Here is an 18061-nt window from a genome sequence, read left to right on the forward strand (position 1 = left end):
TCTTGAATATATCATACACAACGTATTAGTCTGAAGGTTCGTGCCTATCTAGAACTTGTGGTGAATAGTCAACCCGCAACCACAGGCTCCTACTCACCACAAGTATTTTTTTATTAAAACTACTATAGAAACGCTGTTACACGCACTGCTGACCAGGGATCGACCTGTTCACCCAAGTATAGAGATCAGTCACCGCAGCCACCACCACAGCGACGATATCCATAGCCACCACCGCAGCCACCACCGCAGCCACCACCGCAGCCACCACCACAGCCACCACCACAGCCACCACCACAGCTACCGCAGCTACCACCGCAGCTACCACAGCCACCACCACAGTCACCACCACACTGACCACCACTGCAGCCAACCTCTGTAACCTGGACCTCTTGTAGGTCCTTGTCATCTAGATCGATGAAATCTACGAACTTCTTAGATAGCTGTTCAGTTCTGGTGCGGATCCCAGGATCGCTATGATTCATGACGGGAACTCCTTTCTGTACTGCTTGTCAGTCTGGTATCTTTCGGCTTATACTGATGCCGGGCAGACCTGTCCGGCTCTTTTCCTACCAACAACCTACATAACCGGTTGGACGAGCGCTATACACAGGAGTTTGAATCAATACTGAACATAAGTACATTATTGCGGAAATCACAGCCAGATAATGTACTATACAAGGCTAAAATGACATATTGGGTAGAGGCAAGTCAAGGCGCGTTTATGTGCCTGTGGCTGGTGAATAAAGAAAATGCGTGCGAGGATGGTGGGCCGTATCTCATCCGCAATAGTGGCGATGAGGGCCGCCTGTTTTTTCGCAACTGGCGCAATTGCCGAAGGCAAATAAGGTAAGCGGGCAAGATTCAAGCATCACCAGAAAACAGATTTTTGGGAGCGTATCGAGCGGTTCCCTGGTGGTTGGGGTCTGACTATGGGTCACGCGCGAGGGTCGCGTGACTTGTTCGGAAGATCTACACAGGCATGCTGCCAGTTTAGGGCTGCCAGCGCATCAGAATCCGGACATATGATCGGTTATCAAGGTACGCAGGTAATCTGCCACCTCCTGCTCTGTCATTTCGGGATGAAGTTTGCGGATATCGATATTGCCCCTGGCGCGGTGGATCTCTTTAATATCATTTGTAATGTTGATATGATGTGATATAAAATCGTTTTTCTCAACTGTAAATTCTTTATCTCGTGATGCTTGAAAAATTCCCATCTTGCTCTATCCTTCTACTGCTTCACCATTGTGTATAGCTATAAAAAATGTAGAAAGCAGGCGCGCTCATGCAGATGAACGGCCTGGGTAAGAAAGCTGGTGGAAACGCGCTTAAGCGTAGCTATACTTATCCGGATGAACAGCGTGCTATGTTTAATGGTTGGTGCAAGCTATACGCCGCACCAACCATTAGTATTCTATGAATAAGTATAAGAGGGGCAACAAATGGGGTTTCATCTTTGTCCATAGGTAACATAAAATCGATAGCGGCTGTGAAAGCGCTCCCATTCCTGGGCCAATCCCTGCATGACGTGATCAAACTCGCGTTCCGGGACATTGAGTACCTGGTGGCAAGGGCCTTTCAGATTGGGGAAGCCCGCGAGCATATCGCGCGCCAACAGGTCGCCGAGGCGGCGCTGCTCACCCTGTCCCTGGGCACCGATGGGTAGATCAAAGGTGAGGGTCTTTACCTGCTTTATGCCAGCCTGCTGCAGCAGGGGACCCAGTCGTTCAACAATCGTGGCGTCGATACCACGCGTCCGGCTGAGCGCGATCCACCAGGATAGAAACTGCTGGGTGAGGGGGCCGATCTGTATAAAAGCGTTGCCGGCCTCCACCAGTTCCACCCAGCCGCTCACGCGCGTAACCCGGACGAGCTCGCGGATGACGAGGGGCCATTGCCGGGCGGGCAGGCCGGCAACCAGCAGACGCTGATGGACATAGTCAAAGGATTTATCTGGGAAGGGGAGACCGTTTAAAATATTGCCCTGCATAAAGGTATAGTTGTGTCCGATCCCTGGCAGTCGCTGTTGCAGCGACTGATCCAGATCCAGGCCAATAACCTGAGTGGAGGGATAGTGAACAGCCACCTCCTGTGGCCAGCGACCCGTACCACAGCCAACATCCAGAATCGAGAGGGGAGATGAATCGATGGGAGCGACAATCAGGCCCTTAAAGAGCTGACGCAATAAATAGTGCTGGAAGTCCAGCCGGTGCGTCTCCTGCAGATTGCGTGGGAGCAAATACATATCATCTTCAGCTTTTACCATTTTAAGCACTCCATCTGGTGGCGAATGTTGTGTTTTTTCTGTAGGTGCGGGTGTGGGATAGCGCCGAAAAAAGCTCATCATTTGCATGTTTCTTTCTACCGGGTGTCATGCGAGCACTATGCTCGCTTTCTTTACTTTATATAGAATGCGCTATATGTTCAAATAAGGATACGCACGAAGTGAGCCCGCCGATGCAAAAGCCGGAAAGTTTTAAAAAGTTTATAGATTTTCTGTATTCTTTCCAACTGTCAGGGATGAGGTTGCCTGCATGTCTGTGAGGCGTGGTATGGTGTGTATATCATACGAGATGTGCAGAAAGGAGGGATGAGGTGGGCAAACGCATACGACGTGTTTATCAGAACAAAGCGCGGCAAAAACCAGCGCTCTCTCGCAAGAGTACCGACCACGCGAGTCCCTTCCAGAAAGAGGGATGGTGGAAGCAGTGTGAACCATTTCTGGAATTTTTTCCGGAGGGGGTAATCGCCTGTGATCGAGACAGCAAGATCCAACTGATCAATGCTGAGGCACGCAAAATTTTTGAGATCGGCTCACGCAAAGAATGGCACAATGCTGAATTCGAGCGTTTTTTTCAATTCTATACTATCAGCGACGAGCAATCGCGGCTGATGCATATACAACCATGGCTGCAGTCTCTGTTTGAGGAGCAGTCAGCCGCTCATTCATATAGCTATCCCACGTATGGATATTCCATCTTCTTTCGTACCCCATCCGGCAAGCGTTATGCCAGCATCCTCTACTGTTCGGCACTGCTTGACCGGCGGCGCGAGGTGATTGGCATTATTGCCGTCTTCCATCAGATCCAGAGCCGCTATCAGAAGGCTCTACACCTGCAAAGGGTGTATGAGGCTATCGTCAGCATTACCGAGGCGCTTGAGCACATGCCTGATATCGCCAGCCATCCTCTCCCAGAAGAATCGATTCTGCTCTCGCCTCCGGTATTATTTGTGGCGCAGCAGGTTGTCGAGGTTATCCACAAAATCCTGGACTGCCACCGCGTAGCCTTGCTGGCATTCAGACTGCCAACCGACCTGATATACTACGTAGCTGGCAGTGGCCTGACATCCGAGCAAGAGCAATATTTACGCGAAAGAGGAGGCCGCTTGCAACTCTCCGAATTTCTCGATGAAACGAGGATTCTGCGTCTCTCTGTCAACCAGGAGGTCCTGCTCACCAGCGATCAACTATATCGCTCGCTTATCTTTCCCTCGGATACGCCGGTTGAGAACCTTTTGCTGGTCCCCTTATTTGTGGAGCAGCGCATAGTTGGCATGATTCAGATCGTCAAGGCCAGGCTGAACGATGAATACACGCCAGAGGAGATCGAACTGGTCAAAGTTGTGGCCAGGCATACCATGCTGGTAATTGAATGTATCTGCATTTTGCAGGAACGATCCGAGGCCCAGATGAAAGAGTTAATATTGAACGAGATCAAGCAACTAACGACTGATTTTCTGACGATCGCCGCGCACGAATTGCGCACGCCGCTGACAGGCATTCTCGGTAATATCCAGCTGGCCCAGCGCCGGGTCGACGCCTTGAAGCGCCAGATGCCAGGTTTTTCCGAGACACTGGCCCCTCATTTCACCCGCGTACAGCAGCCATTGGAGGCGGCCGCCCAGAGCGCCCGCGTGCAGCAGCGCATGATCAATGATCTGGTTGACGACGCGCGCATCCAGACCAATCAGCTCACACTGATAGTGAAACCCTGCGACCTGAAAAAAATCATTGCGAACACAGTGACGACGCTGCGACAGGATGCGCCGGGACGCGTCATATTTCTGGCTATGGATACTGTGGAGCAGTCGATAATCGTGCGGGCTGACAGCGAAAGGATCGCCCAGACACTAAGCATCTATGTGGAGAATGCCCTGCGCGCAACGAATATAACGCAGCCTATCACCGTACGCGTCACGGTCGAGGAGATGACGACCCATGTATATGTACACTGTCAGGGACAGAGTCTCAACGCCGACGAGCAAGCTCATCTCTGGGACCGCTTCTATCGGTCGAAAGAGGGTGCCATCCAGCACGAACTGGACCTGAGCCTTGGTCTGGGCTTCTATCTCTGCCGCGAGTTCATGAAGCGCCAGGATGGCGACGTTGGCGTGACCAGCGACTCCTCGCATGGAACGACCTTCTGGTTCTGCCTGCCGCTCTTCCCGCCGCTCAAAAAGTAGCCTATTGCAGGCGCTGTATCATCCGAACGTAGTAGATGTTGGTATGATGCATTTAGAGCCCGGTGGGTTGTTGACGACCTGATTTCACCGCTTCCTGAATCATAATGCTGAGATAGTGATCCTGCGAGGCTTCCGCCAGTCCATAGAACTCTACCCCTTCATCAACATAGATGGCCATCTTCTCCAGACAGGTCGCGATCGCGATCTCATCGTCGCTCAGGCGTCCGGGAATGAAAGGATTCTGGTAGATCCACTCGCTGCCCGCCATAATGCCTTTGAGATAATAGCCCTCAAGGTTGCCATACTCGCCCGCGCTCTGGCGCTGCAGCTCGAATGAGATAGGGGTACGCACATCCCGCAGGTAGCGCACCTCGCGATTATTGATCTCGCCGCGCTCGCCGCGCACCAGCAGGCGTGGGGAACGTACCCAGGAAAAATACTGATCGTCGCAGAAGTCGTAGATGCCCAGACGCTCACCGAAATCGAGCTCCGCCATCACCTGGCGCGACGGTTGTATCTCCTCCTGTGTTGGAGGTCCTGACCGATCGGGACTCGCGATCAATGGGGATTCAAAGGGGCGGGCGGTAATCGTGGGCAAGGCGAAGCCGACGCCCAGAAACTGGCGCAGCAGGCTGATGCCATGATAGCCATGCGCCACCGAGATCTGCACCTGGCTGATCTGTCCCAGCCTGCCCTCCTGAACCAGTCTCAGACGGGCGGCATGCAGCGGCTGAAACTGATACTGCTCGGCCACCTGGACCTTCGCGCCTGACTCGATCAGTGGCCGCAGGGAGCGCAATCCCTCTACATCGGGTGCGGGCGGCGTCTCGGCCAGCACCGGGATCTGCCGCTGACTGAGCTCGTGCATCAGCACCGGAGTTGTGGCCCAGGGAACCGACAGCACCACAAAGTCCAGCTTCCCGGCGTTGAGCAGATCATCCAGGGTACGAAAGGTTGGCACGTCCCATTGCTGCTCGAATTGCGCGCCCTTCTCGGCATCGCGTACCACCACCCCGCTGATATGGAAGCGCTGAGGAAGCGCACGGGCGATCTGGACAAAAAAAGTGGAGCGCCAGCCGCCCCCGATGATACCAAAAACAATACGTCTCTGCATAGATATGCCTCCTTGCGGCGCGATACGTTCGATACGAATAATGTGAGAGAAAACGATTACTCTCTGCCAGTATGGTGTTTGAGAGGGCTGATTGTCAAGGGAGTGAGGAGAGGTTTGCATCTACGAGGAGCCAAACCGGCCGGGGACGGGGTCGCTTACTGTCACAGAGGCTGGCGAGAAATCGAAAGAAATGTTATTATGGGAATGTACAATATTTCAAGGCATGTACATTTGTGCAGCCATGCGTGGGAGAGATAAAATGACCGATATGCAGAACGAAAGGAAACGACTCCTGGTTAAAATCAGTCGGCTTTATTATGAAGATGGACTCAATCAACAGGATATTGCCAAACGCCTGGGTATTTCACGGCCTCACGTGAGTCGCATGCTGACTACAGCAAGGGCTGAGGGGATTGTCAATATCACGATCAATAATCCTTATTCACGAGAGCAGGGCATTGAGCAGGAACTCGTTGAGACATTTGGCATTCTCGATGCTTTTGTCGTCAGCCCGGAAGAAGGTTCTGAACAACGATTTCTCCAGCAACTCGGGCGCAATTGTGCCGCACTGCTTGAGTCTGTGCTCAAGGAGCACGATATCGTAGGGGTTATGGCCGGGCGCACGATCGCTGCTGTTGCCGCTGAGCTAGAGTATTTTGAGCGAGATGCGTTACAGTTTACGCCCCTGGTTGGTGGCTGGGGGTCTACTGGATCAGCGTTGCATGCAAACTCGAATACGATGATGCTTGCCGAAAAGCTGAAATCGACCTACTGGCTTCTCCATGCACCCGCAGTTGTTGCCTCACAGAAAACCAGAGAGCTTTTGATGAAGGAGCCAGAGATAGCCAGTGTGCTTGAGGTTGCTCGAAAGAGTACCGTGGCAGTTGTCGGCATTGGGCAGGTCTCAAACGAGGCAACGATTGTCCAGACCGGCTACTTTGGAGACGCGGATTTGAATGATGTCATCCAAAAAGGAGCTGTGGCAAACGTATGCGCGTCATTTCTCAATGGAGAAGGAGAGAGCATCGCTTTTTCAGCACAAACGAGGATGATCGGCATTGACATACCAGAGTTGAGACAACATACCAATGTCATCGCTGTCGCTGGTGGTCAGGACAAAGTTGAAGCAATCACAGCGACGCTGCGCGGAAAATGGATTGATATTCTTGTGACAGACCTTGAGACGGCTCAACGGGTTTTAGCGTTCCACAAGCGCCGCAGCTACCAGAGAGGGGAAACAATTGAGTAGGAATGGTTACTATGGGCCATATGGAGGGATGTTTATTCCTGAGATTTTATACCCTGCTTTCCACGAATTACAAGAAACATTCGCTGAACTACAGCAGGATACGGTGTTTTGGCAGAGCTATCAGGAGAGTCTGGCAAACTTTTCCGGTCGTCCAACACCCCTCACCTACGCCGCGAGATTGACTGAGCATTTTGGTGGACCCAGGATTTACCTGAAGCGAGAGGACTTGAATCACTCTGGCGCTCATAAGCTGAATAATGCTTTGGGGCAAGCGATGCTCGCCAAACGCATGAAGAAAACACGTGTCATTGCCGAAACCGGTGCCGGGCAACATGGAGTTGCCACTGCTATTGTGGCTGCGAAGTTCGGCTTACATGCAACCGTGTACATGGGGAGTGAAGATATAGAACGCCAGTATGCAAATGTTTTTTGGATGAAACGCTTCGGCGCGGAAGTGATTCCGGTGGAAGCCGGTTCTCGTACCCTCAAAGATGCGATAAATGAGGCGCTCAGGGATTGGGCTTCGAATTTTGAAACAACCCATTATGTGTTGGGAACCGCCTCAGGCCCTCATCCTTTTCCAGCGCTGGTAGCTTTTTTTCAATCGATCATTGGCAAGGAGGCAAGGGAACAAATTCTTCAATTGGAAGGCAAGCTGCCCAGGCGTGTCTATGCCTGTGTGGGAGGAGGTTCAAATGCGCTGGGAGTCTTTCAAGCGTTCATGCCCGATGGTGAAGTTGAACTTATTGGAATAGAAGCTGGAGGAGAAGGACCAACAAGCGGAAAACATGCTGCCCGCATTGCGTATGGGCAGGGCAAGATCGGTATCGCCCAGGGGTACAAATCCTTCTTTCTCCAGAATGAAGATGGACAAATGGTAGACACCTATAGCATTGCAGCCGGACTCGACTATACAGGAGTGTCACCTGTCCTGGCCCATTTAGCAGAGCAGGGACGAGTGCGTATCGAAGCGGCTACCAATGAGGAAGTCCTTCAGGCCCTCCAACTGGTCATGACAAAAGAAGGCATTGTTCCTGCACTTGAATCAGCCCATGCCTTTGCAGGAGCTTTTCGGGAAATCAAACAGTGGTCACAGGACGATTGTGTCATCATCAACCTCTCGGGCAGGGGCGATAAAGATATTTTTACCATAGCGGAAGGATTAGGCGATGAAGGATGGAAAGCTTTTATCCAGCGGAAAAACACACAATATCAGCAAGCTTGCTCAAGAGATTCTGGAAAAGCGTAAAAGGAAGCCTATTTTACTGATGGCGCATCAAATTCTGGGCTATCCCGATTTCGAGACGAATTACGAAATGATCCGGCTGTTCCAGGAATGTGGAGTGGACCTGGTAGAGTTACAGATCCCTTTCTCCGAGCCCATTGCCGACGGTCCGCTGTTCCTGAAGGCCAACCAGAAAGCCCTGGAACGAGGAGTGACTGTGGAGCAGTGTCTGGATTTTGCCCAAAAAGTCACGCGAGATTTCGCTCTTCCTTGTCTTTTCATGACCTATTACAACATTTTACTCCAATATGGAGTCCAACGGTTTGTTGAAACGGCCAGATCGATTGGAATCCGCGGGCTGATCGTGCCTGATGCATTCCCCGAGGAGAGCGAGGAATATTTCGCTGCCTGCAAGCAAGAGCAGGTCGATCCTATTCTCGTGGTCACTCCCTATACCCCGGTCAATCGCTTAGAGTATCTGGCGAAGAAGGCGGAAGGATTCTGGTATTGCGCGGCGCGAAAAGGCGTCACCGGGTTCAAAACGTCTTTTGGTGATGCGACAACAGACTTTCTCTCCCGCTGCCGTCAGTATGCATCCACTCCTATTGCAGTTGGATTCGGCATTCAGCGCCCAGAAGATGTGCGCTATCTCGTCAATAAAAGTGACATTGCCACTGTAGGAAGCGCATTACTCAACGTATTGGAGGCGGAAGGAACTCCAGGTGTCAGAGAATTTTTGCTTTCTCTCAGGCCTTGACCATTCATGACTTTTTTTACAGCTTGCTCCCCCCGGCAGAATCTATTAGGGAATTTATGCCGGGACCCTAAAGAGAAGGTACGGGAAAGCCAGGGCGAGTCCGGCACCTACGAGAAGGGCGGGGGTGAGATGGGGGATGGATGGAACGATGTGACATTTATGGATGCGGGCGCAGGGTCTGCCAGGCGGCGCGGCCGAGTTCTTGCTGGATGTGTGCGAAATCGATCTGCTGGCGCGACTTGAGCCAGCGGCGCAGGAATTCCCGGCTGGGTCCAAAGAGCAGGGGCATATAGATCTGATCTGGATAGAAAGCGATGCGTCCCGTGTCGATCATGGGGCGCAGCCAGGCTATGATGTGCTGGGAGATGGCATCGGATGATTGTTGCAGAGACTGCACCTGGGTGCTCAGATATTCGGTGCTATCGGCCTGAATGAGGAACTGGCCCAGTTCGGGATTATCTGTGAACCAGGCGACGTAGGCGGCGACCAGATCCTTGATTGTGTTCTCCAGCGGCTGCTCCGGCCTGCTCATGATAGGCTGCAGCCGCTCATTGAGCTCTTTGCGGCCCTCCAGGTAGAGAGCCAGGGCCAGCTTCTCCTTATTTTCAAAGTGATGATAGATACTGCCCGTGCTGGCGCCAGACAACTGCCGAATATCCTCCATGGTTGTCTCTGTGTAACCCCTGGTGGCGAACAGCTTGAGGGCCGCCATCAGGATTCCTTGCCTGCGTAGCGCGGTCGTCTCACGGCGATAGGAGGCACTTTCAACCATCTTCTAATTCGCGTGATGCGGGTACCCCTCGGTTGACCCATGGGGAGGAGCATCGCGCACTCCTTTCTTATCGGTACTCATAACCGTCTACCCGATGCAGACGGCGCATATATTTCGGATGAATATCGGTCTTCCTTAGAATGAATGATGGTCGATAGCGAATGGCGATACGCCCCTGGAACGTCCCTTTTGGCGTGACCGCCTTGACCATATCACCGGTCCGATACCCGAGATACGTCCCTTGTTGGCCTTTATGAGACTTGGGAAACCCGTATTTGTCGGTGACGCACATCTGTCGTCTCCCATGTCCCGTCGCCCGAATGAGCAATGGATGAATTTGATCGATTTTCAATACCTCCGGGGTGCTTTTGCCTACACATGCGGCGTCACCCCAATGCGTCTTGGCGATCTTGCGCTGGAAGCGATGAAACTTGGTCAGGCCACCCGAACCAGTTTCTACCGGCAACCCCGTCGCTCCCGCATTTATGCGTGGGGTTCCTGACAGCATCTGCTCCTTCTTTTATGCCAGGATTTTATTTGCACAACATTGTAACATAACCTTGACTAGAATACTATTCTAGAATATCATTCTAATGATAGATATATCTCTATTATCCTCTAGCACTGTAGATCCCTTGGGAAGGAGCGTTCATGGATACGGCGACCTCGAATGTGGAAGCGAGTGAAAGGCGGCGTGCGTCGCGATCACAGAGACCGGTAGGTCCTCATTATAAATGGGTGGCGCTTACCAATACGACGCTGGGCGTACTGATGGCCAGCATCGATGCGAGTATCGTATTGATCTCGCTGCCCGCCATTTTTAAAGGCATCAATATTGATCCACTCGCCCCGGGTGAGTCCAATTACTTTCTCTGGATGTTGCTGGGCTACATGGTAGTTACGGCGACCTTACTGGTAACCTTCGGGCGTATCTCCGATATGTTTGGACGTGTGCGCCTGTACAATCTGGGCTTCGCCATCTTCACCGTTGGCAGCATTTTGCTCTGGCTCACCCCCGGAACCGGAAACACGGGGGCGCTAGAACTGATCATCTTCCGCTTCGTGCAGGGCATCGGCGCTGGCTTCCTGTTCTCAAATAGCGCGGCCATCCTCACGGACGCCTTTCCGGCCCATCAACGTGGCTTCGCGCTGGGCATCAACCAGATCGCGGCCATCCTGGGCTCTGTTATCGGCTTGATCCTTGGTGGTATCCTCTCCTACTTCAGTTGGCGGCTGGTCTTCCTGGTTAGCGTTCCGGTAGGAATTGTAGGGACTGTCTGGGCCTATCTCATGCTGCGCGAGGTCGCGACCATTCGTGGCAAGCAGAAGATCGACTGGGCCGGCAACGTCACCTTTGCCATCGGCGCGACGGTCCTCTTGCTGGGCATTACCTATGGTATCGAGCCATATGGCGGCTCGCCCACCGGCTGGGGCAATCCCCTGGTGATCGCGGCCCTGACCATCGGTGTAGTGCTGTTGGCCGCCTTCATCTGGATCGAGCTGCATGTTAAGGATCCTATGTTCCGGCTGGATCTGTTCAAGATCCGCATGTTTGCCGCCGGAAACGCCAGTAGCTTCCTGGGAAGTATTGCTCGTGGTGGTCTGCAGTTTATGCTTGTCATCTGGCTGCAGGGCATCTGGCTGCCCCTGCACGGCTACAACTACGACGTCACCCCGCTGTGGGCCGGCATCTACATGATCCCGCTTATGATTGGCTTCCTACTGATGGGTCCGCTGAGCGGTTATCTCTCCGACCGCTTTGGCGCGCGCATCTTCTCCACCACTGGTATGCTTATTCAGACGGTCAGCTTTCTGCTGCTCACGATCTTGCCCGCCAACTTCGATTACATCTGGTTCGCGGTCCTGATCTTCTTCCTGGGACTGGGGCAGGGCATGTTCTCATCGCCCAACACGTCCTCGATCATGGGGAGCGTACCGGCGGAGCAGCGTGGTGTCGCCTCTGGCATGCGCGCCACCTTCCAGAACTCGGGCTCGATCGTCAGTATCGGCGTCTTCTTCAGCATCATCACCGCCGGATTGGCCGCCGCCTTGCCGAGTACCCTTGCCAGTGGACTGACCCATGCGGGTGTGCCTACCGCGGTCTCTGACAAGATTGCGCACCTGCCGCCCACGTCGGCCCTGTTCGCCGCCTTCCTGGGATATAACCCGATGCAGACCTTGCTCCCGCACAATGTATTGACGGCTCTGCCTGCGGCCAACCAGAGCAATCTATTGGGGCATAGCTTTTTCCCCAATCTGATCTCCTCGCCGTTCATGGTAGGCATCCACAACGTCTTCTACCTCTCCGCTGCCATGTGTCTCGTTGCTGCCATCGCCTCGTTGCTGCGTGGCAAAGCACAGCAGGATCGTAGCACGGGAACGGGCGAGCAGACCGATACCCCTGCTGAACAGGTTTCAACATCGAGCCGGGCTCGCTAAACAACACTGTTCAACCTTCATAGAGAGATAGGACACTATCACACTGTAAGTGATAGTATCCCATCTCTCTATGAAGGTTGCTTTACCTTCTAAAAAATCAATTCAGTTCCATGCGAATTTGCCAGCTATTCAGTGTGATTGCCTATATGTAGCGTTTAGGAGCCTTTTTCAGGTGTTCCCACTGTTTACGATCATGTTCACAAATGATAAGCTTTACGTGCTCCCTTTATGCTATGTTTGTCAGCTTGCGTGTGCTGGTACGAACAGATCACGAAACACCACCTTCGACTGTCTTTCTCGTTGCAGGCATACCAGAGAGCTGCTGCATATACGCATCGATACTGGCAACCTGTACTGGCTGATTACGATATCCGACATAGCCATCAGGGCGGAAGAGGTACAGTGTTTGGCCCTGCGCGCCGAGGCGGCGATGGAGCGTCCCTTGAGCATCGATCAGAACAGGTGCATATGCCTGTAATTGCTGCTGTATTTGCTCTGAAGGCGTGATCAAGACAATCTGAAGCCACTGATCATACTGTTGGCGCAGATGTTCTATGAGAGAGATACACGAGATGCTTTGCTCTGCTGACGTTTCAATGCCAGTTAAAAGCAGGGCTGTATGCCGAGTTCCTTTCATCAGAGCAAACAGGGTATGCTCTTCAGTGTCGCCGAAACGAATATCCGGCACACGTTTGCCGGGAAGGAGTTCTGAATTTGCATGCCTTCCCTTTCCAGGTGTCGGAACCGAGACGCGCCAATCTTGCGCAACAATCGGACTCTGCATATAGGCTACATCCAGTTCGGAGAGCATGGTGGTAATCTGCCGATTGACTTTGTGATGCAGTGGAGGAACGGTATTCGCGATGGAGAGGAGAAGATTGCGCAGACGCTGCTTGAATAGGCTGTCACGACCAATAACACGTGTGAAGGTGAAGGCACCATGCAGAACTTTGCTGGCAACCGGTTCACGTTCCGCTGTGTAGGAATTGAGCAAGTTGTCCGTAGCCTGACCACGAATAACGAGCGCTAATTTCCAGGCGAGATTGAATGCATCTTGAATGCCCGTATTCATACCCTGTCCGCTGGCCGGACTGTGAACATGGGCCGCGTCTCCCGCCACAAAGCAGCGACCCGCCCGCATATTGGGTACCTGCCGTTGCTGAATGGTAAAGGTCGACATCCACAAAGGTTCCGGAACAGTAACCTGCTCGGTCTTGTAGACGTCGTTGATTTTGCGGGTAAAGCGTGCAGCAACGCTGGTCGCGTCCGTTTTTTCTCCAACCACCGTTTCTAGCAGTCGCCAGCGCTTTCCCTCTGGGAAGGGGAAAGCCACGACCGTCCCCTCCTGTGACAGGAAGGCATACAGGCTATCCTTCGGCAGGCTCCAGTCAAGGTTGACATCGACGACCATCCACGTTTCATCTGGTAGCCCCTCGAATGGAAGGTGCAATAATTTGCGCACACGACTATGACCACCATCACAGCCAACCAGATAACGCGCGTCAATGCTATATTCCTGACCATCGCTCCCGCGTATCTGCGCGCTGACGTGCTCTGGCATCTGTGTAAATGAAAGGAGTTCGCTTCCCCACTCGATTCTCACATTATGTTCAGCCAGGTGGTTGGTCAAAACGCGCTCAACCGCTACCTGAGAGCAAAACAAGGGATATTCATAAGGAGTCTCATATGCATGAATGGCAAAGTGAAATTCGGCGAGGTGTTTACCGGCAGCGTAGACGTTCATCCTTTGCGCTTTCTGGCCCCTGGCCTCAATGTCGTGCGCAATACCCATTTGCTCAAACACCTCAAGCGTGCGGTTAAAAACACCAAGAGCACGCGAGGACTCACTCGGACCAGCTTTCTGGTCGAGAATGCGATAGGCAACTCCATGTCGGCGGAGTTCATTGGCGAGCGTGAGTCCAACCGGACCAGCACCCACAATAAGCACATCGACACATTTGTGTGTGGACATAATTCTGGACCTTTCTTGTATTTTCATCGAGCCAACTATCTTGCTGAATGTATGTAGCTGCACCCATATAAAAATGGTTCCTCGGTGCCCAGTTATCTGTTTTTTGTATTGGTGCAGCCGCGCATGCAAACGTCTGGGCCAACATGCTCACGCACCGATACGAGGAGGTGCAGATGCATTCATATACTATCCATCTGGATAGTATATTTGTATATTATCCAGGTGGATAGTATAATGTCAAGGGTGAGGACAGCAAAAAGGAAGTATAGAAGCAGGGAGAAGAAGAGAAGATGGAAACCTCTCATATACAGAATAGAGAACACGAAACAGGCCATACTCGTAGGCGGAGCATGGGGCGGCAGAGTGCAGAGGTGTCACAGCAGACAAAAGAAGCTATTATCCTGGCGGCACTACATATATTTGCGGAGCAAGGGTTTGAGGCAGCAAGTCTACGAGATATTGCAGAGAAAGCTCATATAACGCATGGGACGCTTCGTCACTACTTCGGATCCAAAGCTGGCGTATGGCAAGCGGTGGTAGAGTTTGTTTTACAGCGTTTTGCCGGGGCACTGCAACCACACATTCAACAGGCGACGCAGCGACAGGAGGATCTTTTGGAGACGATCAAGCGCAGCATACGGAGTTTCTTGTTGGTGTTTGCGCACCATCCAGAGATGGCTCAACTCATGTTGCATGAGGGCATGCAGGGTGGCGCACGCTTTGACTATTTTATCGATCGCTTTGAACAGATAGATAACACGATGTTGCCATTATTCATGCAGGCGCAGCAGCTTGGCTACTTGCGTCAATTTGATAGCCAGACCTTTTTGTTATATCTGCTTACAACGGGGGCGGCCCCATTTGGCCTACGCGCGCTCTCACTGCGCTTCATCGGAAAGGACATTCTCGCTGATGAGCAGACGCAGCAGCATATAGACCGTGTACTGGCTACGCTTTTCTGCTAACCTACGCCGGATTCACAATTGGGTAGCACCAGGTAGCCAGGGAGTGATATGAGCAGTTGTAGCAGTGACACGGGAATGTTGGCATCGCTCTTCATCAGTAGTGGGAACTTTATGAGTTTTTCCAACGTCAATGCTGTATACGCGACGCAACAGATGTGGCGGGTTATTCTGGCTAGCCTGCCCGATAGCGTGAAAGGGAAAGAGATGAAGACACAGAAGTTTCGCATCCCTATGTTGACGATGTGCCTGTTAGCACTGCTCGCACTGGTACTGGCTGCCTGTGGCGGTAACAGCGACCAGGGGAGCACCGGCACAACCCCACCCAAAGCTCAGAGCACGCCGACCCCTACTCCTTCACCCGCGGCCACCGCCACCGGTACTCCGGGAGTCGCGCAAGGCTCTTGTGGAAGCATCTCAAACATGCTACGGGGAGCACCAGCCTCTGGTACAAGTACAAACAGCGATCCCCAGCAGGTCGGTAACTGTTTCTGGAGCGCATACCAGCAGTGTCGCCCCGCCTCGCTGAACTATGTTACGGGCGGTGTAGATACAATTCTGACGCGAACGTTCCAGACGCAGAAGACAGCCAGTGGCAGCTGCCAGGTGCAAGATAAAATACAGATGCGTGTCCTGCCACGTCCTCCCAAGACCACCGCCGTCTATACCTGTACATCGGTAGAGATGCAGGCGACCGAACTGCAATTCCGTAATTGTCAGAAAGACGGCACCATCAACATCTTTCTCAAATAAATTAGATATATAGATGATTTAGAGATTTATGAGGAGGGAGGGTAACACAACAGCTGTATGCGCATGCATACAGCTGTTGTGTTACCCTCCCTCCTCATAAAATATGTTTGTTGTCTTACAAAAAATTACATAAGAAATCAACTCTATTACATAAGCGAGGAAAGGATAGTGTTAAAAAATGTAACGTAAGGGGAGCTTTTATTCTTATACTAACAAGAACTACAGAGGTGGGAACAAGCAAATTAAGGGCTAATTAAAAGAACATAAAGAGACTGTAATATATTGGCAATAGCAGGAGCTAGAGATGCAGGACGTGCGACAGGCTCTTGCTAAATATTTACAGTCATCCCTGATGTACGCAAGGAGGCTTAATTTGAAAAGACGCCTGAAGTCAGCTCTTTTCCTGCCACTCCTACTGCTGGCATTCGCACTCTTGCCCGCCACAAGTGCCTTTGCCGCCAGCCCTGATGGATCTGTAGCGCAGCAGAAAGTACATTTCTTCCCTCATATCGGTGGAAAATCCGGTGTTTCCGTTGCATCGACGGTCAGACCCATGGCTACAAACATGGGTTATTATGGTGGCCAGGTACAGGGTGGCACCACCAATGTCTACGCAATCTTCTGGGAGCCGACCCACAACGTATCATCGACCTATCACAGTCTGATTCAACGCTATTTTGGTGATGTCGGTGGTTCTGGCCTCTACAAGAACAATACCCAGTATAAGGACTCCAGCGGTCGCATTCCATCCAGCAGCCGATTGGCTGGTACCTGGACCGATACCGCCGCTTATCCCCGCAGTCCATTGCTCGACACCGATATTCAGAATGAAGTCACGCGAGCTAAGAGCGCGAATGGTTGGTCTGCCAGCCTGACGAACATCTTCTTCGTCTTTACGCAGGCGAATGAGAACATCTGCTTCGACAGCAGCAGGACACAGTGTGCCTCGAATACATTCTGTGCCTATCACAGTAACTATGGGACCACCATCTACGCAACCATGCCATATGCCGCTAGCTTCAGCTGTAACGGTGGGCAGGGACCCAATGGTGACCAGGCCGCTGATGAGACCATCAACGTTACCTCGCATGAGCAGATGGAGGCCGCGACCGACCCATATGGCAATGCCTGGTATGACAGCAGTGGTCAGGAGATCGGCGACAAGTGTGCCTGGAACTTCGGTAATTCCAGTGGCGCCAATGTTACCTGGAATGGCCATTCATATCGCGTACAGAAGGAATGGGACAACAAGGTTACCGGTTGTGTGCTGACCGGGCCGTAAATCGCAAGACTCTTTCTACCTACTTTCCACCAGCCCATTGATAGTCGAGGGACTGCTTCAACTGGCAACGCTGCCAGTTGAAGCAGTCTTTTTGCTGGTGAGCGTGAGCGCCCCCGTACGGGCGTCCGCGTGCGCGGCCGCACTATTTTATTTTGTGGTGGTGCAGGGGGGCGCATCCGCGCCCCCCTGCACCACCACAATGGATTGCTGAGTATCGCAGGTGAGAAACCGCATGCAAGGCAGTAGACGATGGCGGTAAGCGCCGCCGCACGGGCGCCCGCGTGCGCGGTTGCATTATTTATTTTGTATTGGTGCAGGGGGGCGCATCCGCGCCCCCCTGCACCACCACAATGGATTGCTGAGTATCGCAGGTGCGAAACCGCATGCAAGGTAGCAGACGATGGCAGTGAGCGCTCCTACACGGGCTCCCGCTGTGCGGCGGCAGTTGTTTTATGCGTTGTGGTATCGGGGCTCATCCGTGTCCCGATACCACAACGCATAAAACAACTGCCGATTATGTATGCCATAAGCTATGGTAGATATCGTCTGGTGATGAGAAGGGATAGCGCCTGTGCTACGACGTATACTGAGTGGGAGCCGTTTCCTGATTCTGATCGCGGTTGGGGGCTCTCTCCTGACCTCGATTGTTCTGCTCCTTTATGGAGCGGCTATGATCATCAAACTGATTATGGAGATTGCCACCCATCCTATTTTTACCACGGAAGATGCCAAGCCTCTGGCGGTCGCGTGCATCGAGGTCATTGATCTATTCTTGCTGGCAACGGTTCTTTATATTATCGCGCTAGGACTCTATGAGCTTTTCATCGGGACTGATGTACCTACGCTTCCATGGCTGCAGATCAGCACGTTGGAAGACTTGAAGATCAAGCTCATTGGTGTGGTGATCGTGCTTCTATCTGTTACCTTTCTCGCCTCCGTAGTTGAATGGAAAGGGAACGCCAATATCATCGCCCTGGGAGTTGGCATCGGCCTTGTCCTGCTGGCACTGGGTTATATCCTGGGCAAAGTAGATAGTGCCAGCCAGCCGCCAGAAAAGAGGGAGCCATAGACA

15 protein-coding genes and 1 pseudogene are annotated in these 18061 nt (G+C 52.5%); 9 read left to right on the forward strand and 7 right to left on the reverse strand.

Translation table 11 applies throughout. The features are described from left to right. Positions 1–185: 185 nt before the first annotated feature. From AABA21_RS12065 to AABA21_RS12075, 3 genes are all read right to left on the reverse strand, one after another. Positions 186–482 carry a hypothetical protein gene (locus AABA21_RS12065; RefSeq protein ID WP_338250181.1) on the reverse strand — a complete coding sequence of 99 codons (297 nt, stop codon included), beginning with the start codon at positions 480–482 and terminating at the stop codon, positions 186–188. 525 nt (positions 483–1007) lie between these two features. Continuing rightward, on the reverse strand, positions 1008–1217 hold the full coding sequence (locus tag AABA21_RS12070; RefSeq protein WP_338250183.1) for a hypothetical protein: 210 nt from the start codon (positions 1215–1217) through the stop codon (positions 1008–1010). 233 nt (positions 1218–1450) lie between these two features. After that, on the reverse strand, positions 1451–2266 hold the full coding sequence (locus AABA21_RS12075) for a class I SAM-dependent methyltransferase (RefSeq protein ID WP_338250185.1): 816 nt from the start codon (positions 2264–2266) through the stop codon (positions 1451–1453). Positions 2267–2595: 329 nt separating this feature from the next. Between AABA21_RS12075 and AABA21_RS12080 the strand changes: the two genes are divergently transcribed. Beyond that, a complete protein-coding gene (locus tag AABA21_RS12080; protein WP_338250187.1) occupies positions 2596–4464 on the forward strand; it encodes an ATP-binding protein in 1869 nt (622 codons plus the stop codon). A 52-nt stretch (positions 4465–4516) separates the two neighbouring features. Here AABA21_RS12080 and AABA21_RS12085 read toward each other — a convergent pair whose 3' ends face one another. Next, on the reverse strand, positions 4517–5578 hold the full coding sequence (locus tag AABA21_RS12085) for a Gfo/Idh/MocA family protein (protein WP_338250190.1): 1062 nt from the start codon (positions 5576–5578) through the stop codon (positions 4517–4519). Between the two features lie 259 nt (positions 5579–5837). Here AABA21_RS12085 and AABA21_RS12090 point away from each other — a divergent pair, with 259 nt between their 5' ends. From AABA21_RS12090 to trpA, 3 genes are read left to right on the forward strand one after another with little or no spacing between them, the layout of a single operon-like run. Beyond that, positions 5838–6827: a sugar-binding transcriptional regulator gene (locus tag AABA21_RS12090; RefSeq protein ID WP_338250193.1), complete on the forward strand. Its 990-nt coding sequence runs from the start codon at positions 5838–5840 to the stop codon at positions 6825–6827. Next, positions 6820–8076, forward strand: coding sequence for a tryptophan synthase subunit beta (gene trpB, locus AABA21_RS12095; protein ID WP_338250195.1), 1257 nt, complete (start codon positions 6820–6822; stop codon positions 8074–8076). The genes AABA21_RS12090 and trpB overlap by 8 nt, the downstream gene beginning before the upstream one ends. After that, on the forward strand, positions 7997–8809 hold the full coding sequence (trpA, locus tag AABA21_RS12100; RefSeq protein WP_338250197.1) for a tryptophan synthase subunit alpha: 813 nt from the start codon (positions 7997–7999) through the stop codon (positions 8807–8809). Before trpB ends, trpA begins: the two co-directional genes overlap by 80 nt. A gap of 157 nt (positions 8810–8966) precedes the next feature. On the opposite strand, the gene AABA21_RS12105 is transcribed toward trpA, so the two are convergent. Together AABA21_RS12105 and AABA21_RS12110 are read right to left on the reverse strand one after the other, a co-directional pair. Then, positions 8967–9581, reverse strand: a complete 615-nt coding sequence (locus AABA21_RS12105; protein WP_338250200.1) for a TetR/AcrR family transcriptional regulator — start codon at positions 9579–9581, stop codon at positions 8967–8969. Between the two features lie 3 nt (positions 9582–9584). Further along, positions 9585–10056: pseudogene (locus AABA21_RS12110) on the reverse strand (RNA-guided endonuclease IscB); the annotation flags it as partial. Between the two features lie 176 nt (positions 10057–10232). Between AABA21_RS12110 and AABA21_RS12115 the strand changes: the two are divergent. Further along, positions 10233–12020 (forward strand): MFS transporter, encoded by a 1788-nt coding sequence (locus tag AABA21_RS12115; protein WP_338250203.1) that lies wholly within the window; start codon positions 10233–10235, stop codon positions 12018–12020. Between the two features lie 268 nt (positions 12021–12288). Here the strand turns inward: AABA21_RS12115 and AABA21_RS12120 are convergent, their stop codons facing one another. Continuing rightward, positions 12289–13992 carry an FAD-dependent monooxygenase gene (locus tag AABA21_RS12120; protein WP_338250205.1) on the reverse strand — a complete coding sequence of 568 codons (1704 nt, stop codon included), beginning with the start codon at positions 13990–13992 and terminating at the stop codon, positions 12289–12291. A 371-nt stretch (positions 13993–14363) separates the two neighbouring features. Here AABA21_RS12120 and AABA21_RS12125 point away from each other — a divergent pair, with 371 nt between their 5' ends. The 4 genes from AABA21_RS12125 (at position 14364) to AABA21_RS12140 (ending at position 18058) form a co-directional block, all read left to right on the forward strand. Then, on the forward strand, positions 14364–14957 hold the full coding sequence (locus AABA21_RS12125) for a TetR/AcrR family transcriptional regulator (protein WP_338250208.1): 594 nt from the start codon (positions 14364–14366) through the stop codon (positions 14955–14957). A 48-nt stretch (positions 14958–15005) separates the two neighbouring features. Next, on the forward strand, positions 15006–15707 hold the full coding sequence (locus AABA21_RS12130; protein ID WP_338250210.1) for a hypothetical protein: 702 nt from the start codon (positions 15006–15008) through the stop codon (positions 15705–15707). 373 nt (positions 15708–16080) lie between these two features. After that, on the forward strand, positions 16081–16989 hold the full coding sequence (locus AABA21_RS12135; RefSeq protein WP_338250211.1) for a hypothetical protein: 909 nt from the start codon (positions 16081–16083) through the stop codon (positions 16987–16989). A gap of 571 nt (positions 16990–17560) precedes the next feature. Then, complete coding sequence (locus AABA21_RS12140; RefSeq protein ID WP_338250215.1) at positions 17561–18058, forward strand: YqhA family protein; 498 nt, start codon at positions 17561–17563, stop codon at positions 18056–18058. Positions 18059–18061 lie beyond the last annotated feature (3 nt).

This window comes from Dictyobacter halimunensis, from assembly GCF_036245075.1.

Bases quoted from the DNA above. Each gene is read 5' to 3' on its own strand.
- AABA21_RS12065 (WP_338250181.1), bottom strand. From the start codon at position 482: ATGAATCATAGCGATCCTGGGATCCGCACCAGAACTGAACAGCTATCT.
- AABA21_RS12070 (WP_338250183.1), bottom strand. From the start codon at position 1,217: ATGGGAATTTTTCAAGCATCACGAGATAAAGAATTTACAGTTGAGAAA.
- AABA21_RS12075 (WP_338250185.1), bottom strand. From the start codon at position 2,266: ATGGTAAAAGCTGAAGATGATATGTATTTGCTCCCACGCAATCTGCAG.
- AABA21_RS12085 (WP_338250190.1), bottom strand. From the start codon at position 5,578: ATGCAGAGACGTATTGTTTTTGGTATCATCGGGGGCGGCTGGCGCTCC.
- AABA21_RS12090 (WP_338250193.1), top strand. From the start codon at position 5,838: ATGACCGATATGCAGAACGAAAGGAAACGACTCCTGGTTAAAATCAGT.
- trpA (WP_338250197.1), top strand. From the start codon at position 7,997: ATGAAGGATGGAAAGCTTTTATCCAGCGGAAAAACACACAATATCAGC.
- AABA21_RS12105 (WP_338250200.1), bottom strand. From the start codon at position 9,581: ATGGTTGAAAGTGCCTCCTATCGCCGTGAGACGACCGCGCTACGCAGG.
- AABA21_RS12115 (WP_338250203.1), top strand. From the start codon at position 10,233: ATGGATACGGCGACCTCGAATGTGGAAGCGAGTGAAAGGCGGCGTGCG.
- AABA21_RS12120 (WP_338250205.1), bottom strand. From the start codon at position 13,992: ATGTCCACACACAAATGTGTCGATGTGCTTATTGTGGGTGCTGGTCCG.
- AABA21_RS12130 (WP_338250210.1), top strand. From the start codon at position 15,006: ATGAGCAGTTGTAGCAGTGACACGGGAATGTTGGCATCGCTCTTCATC.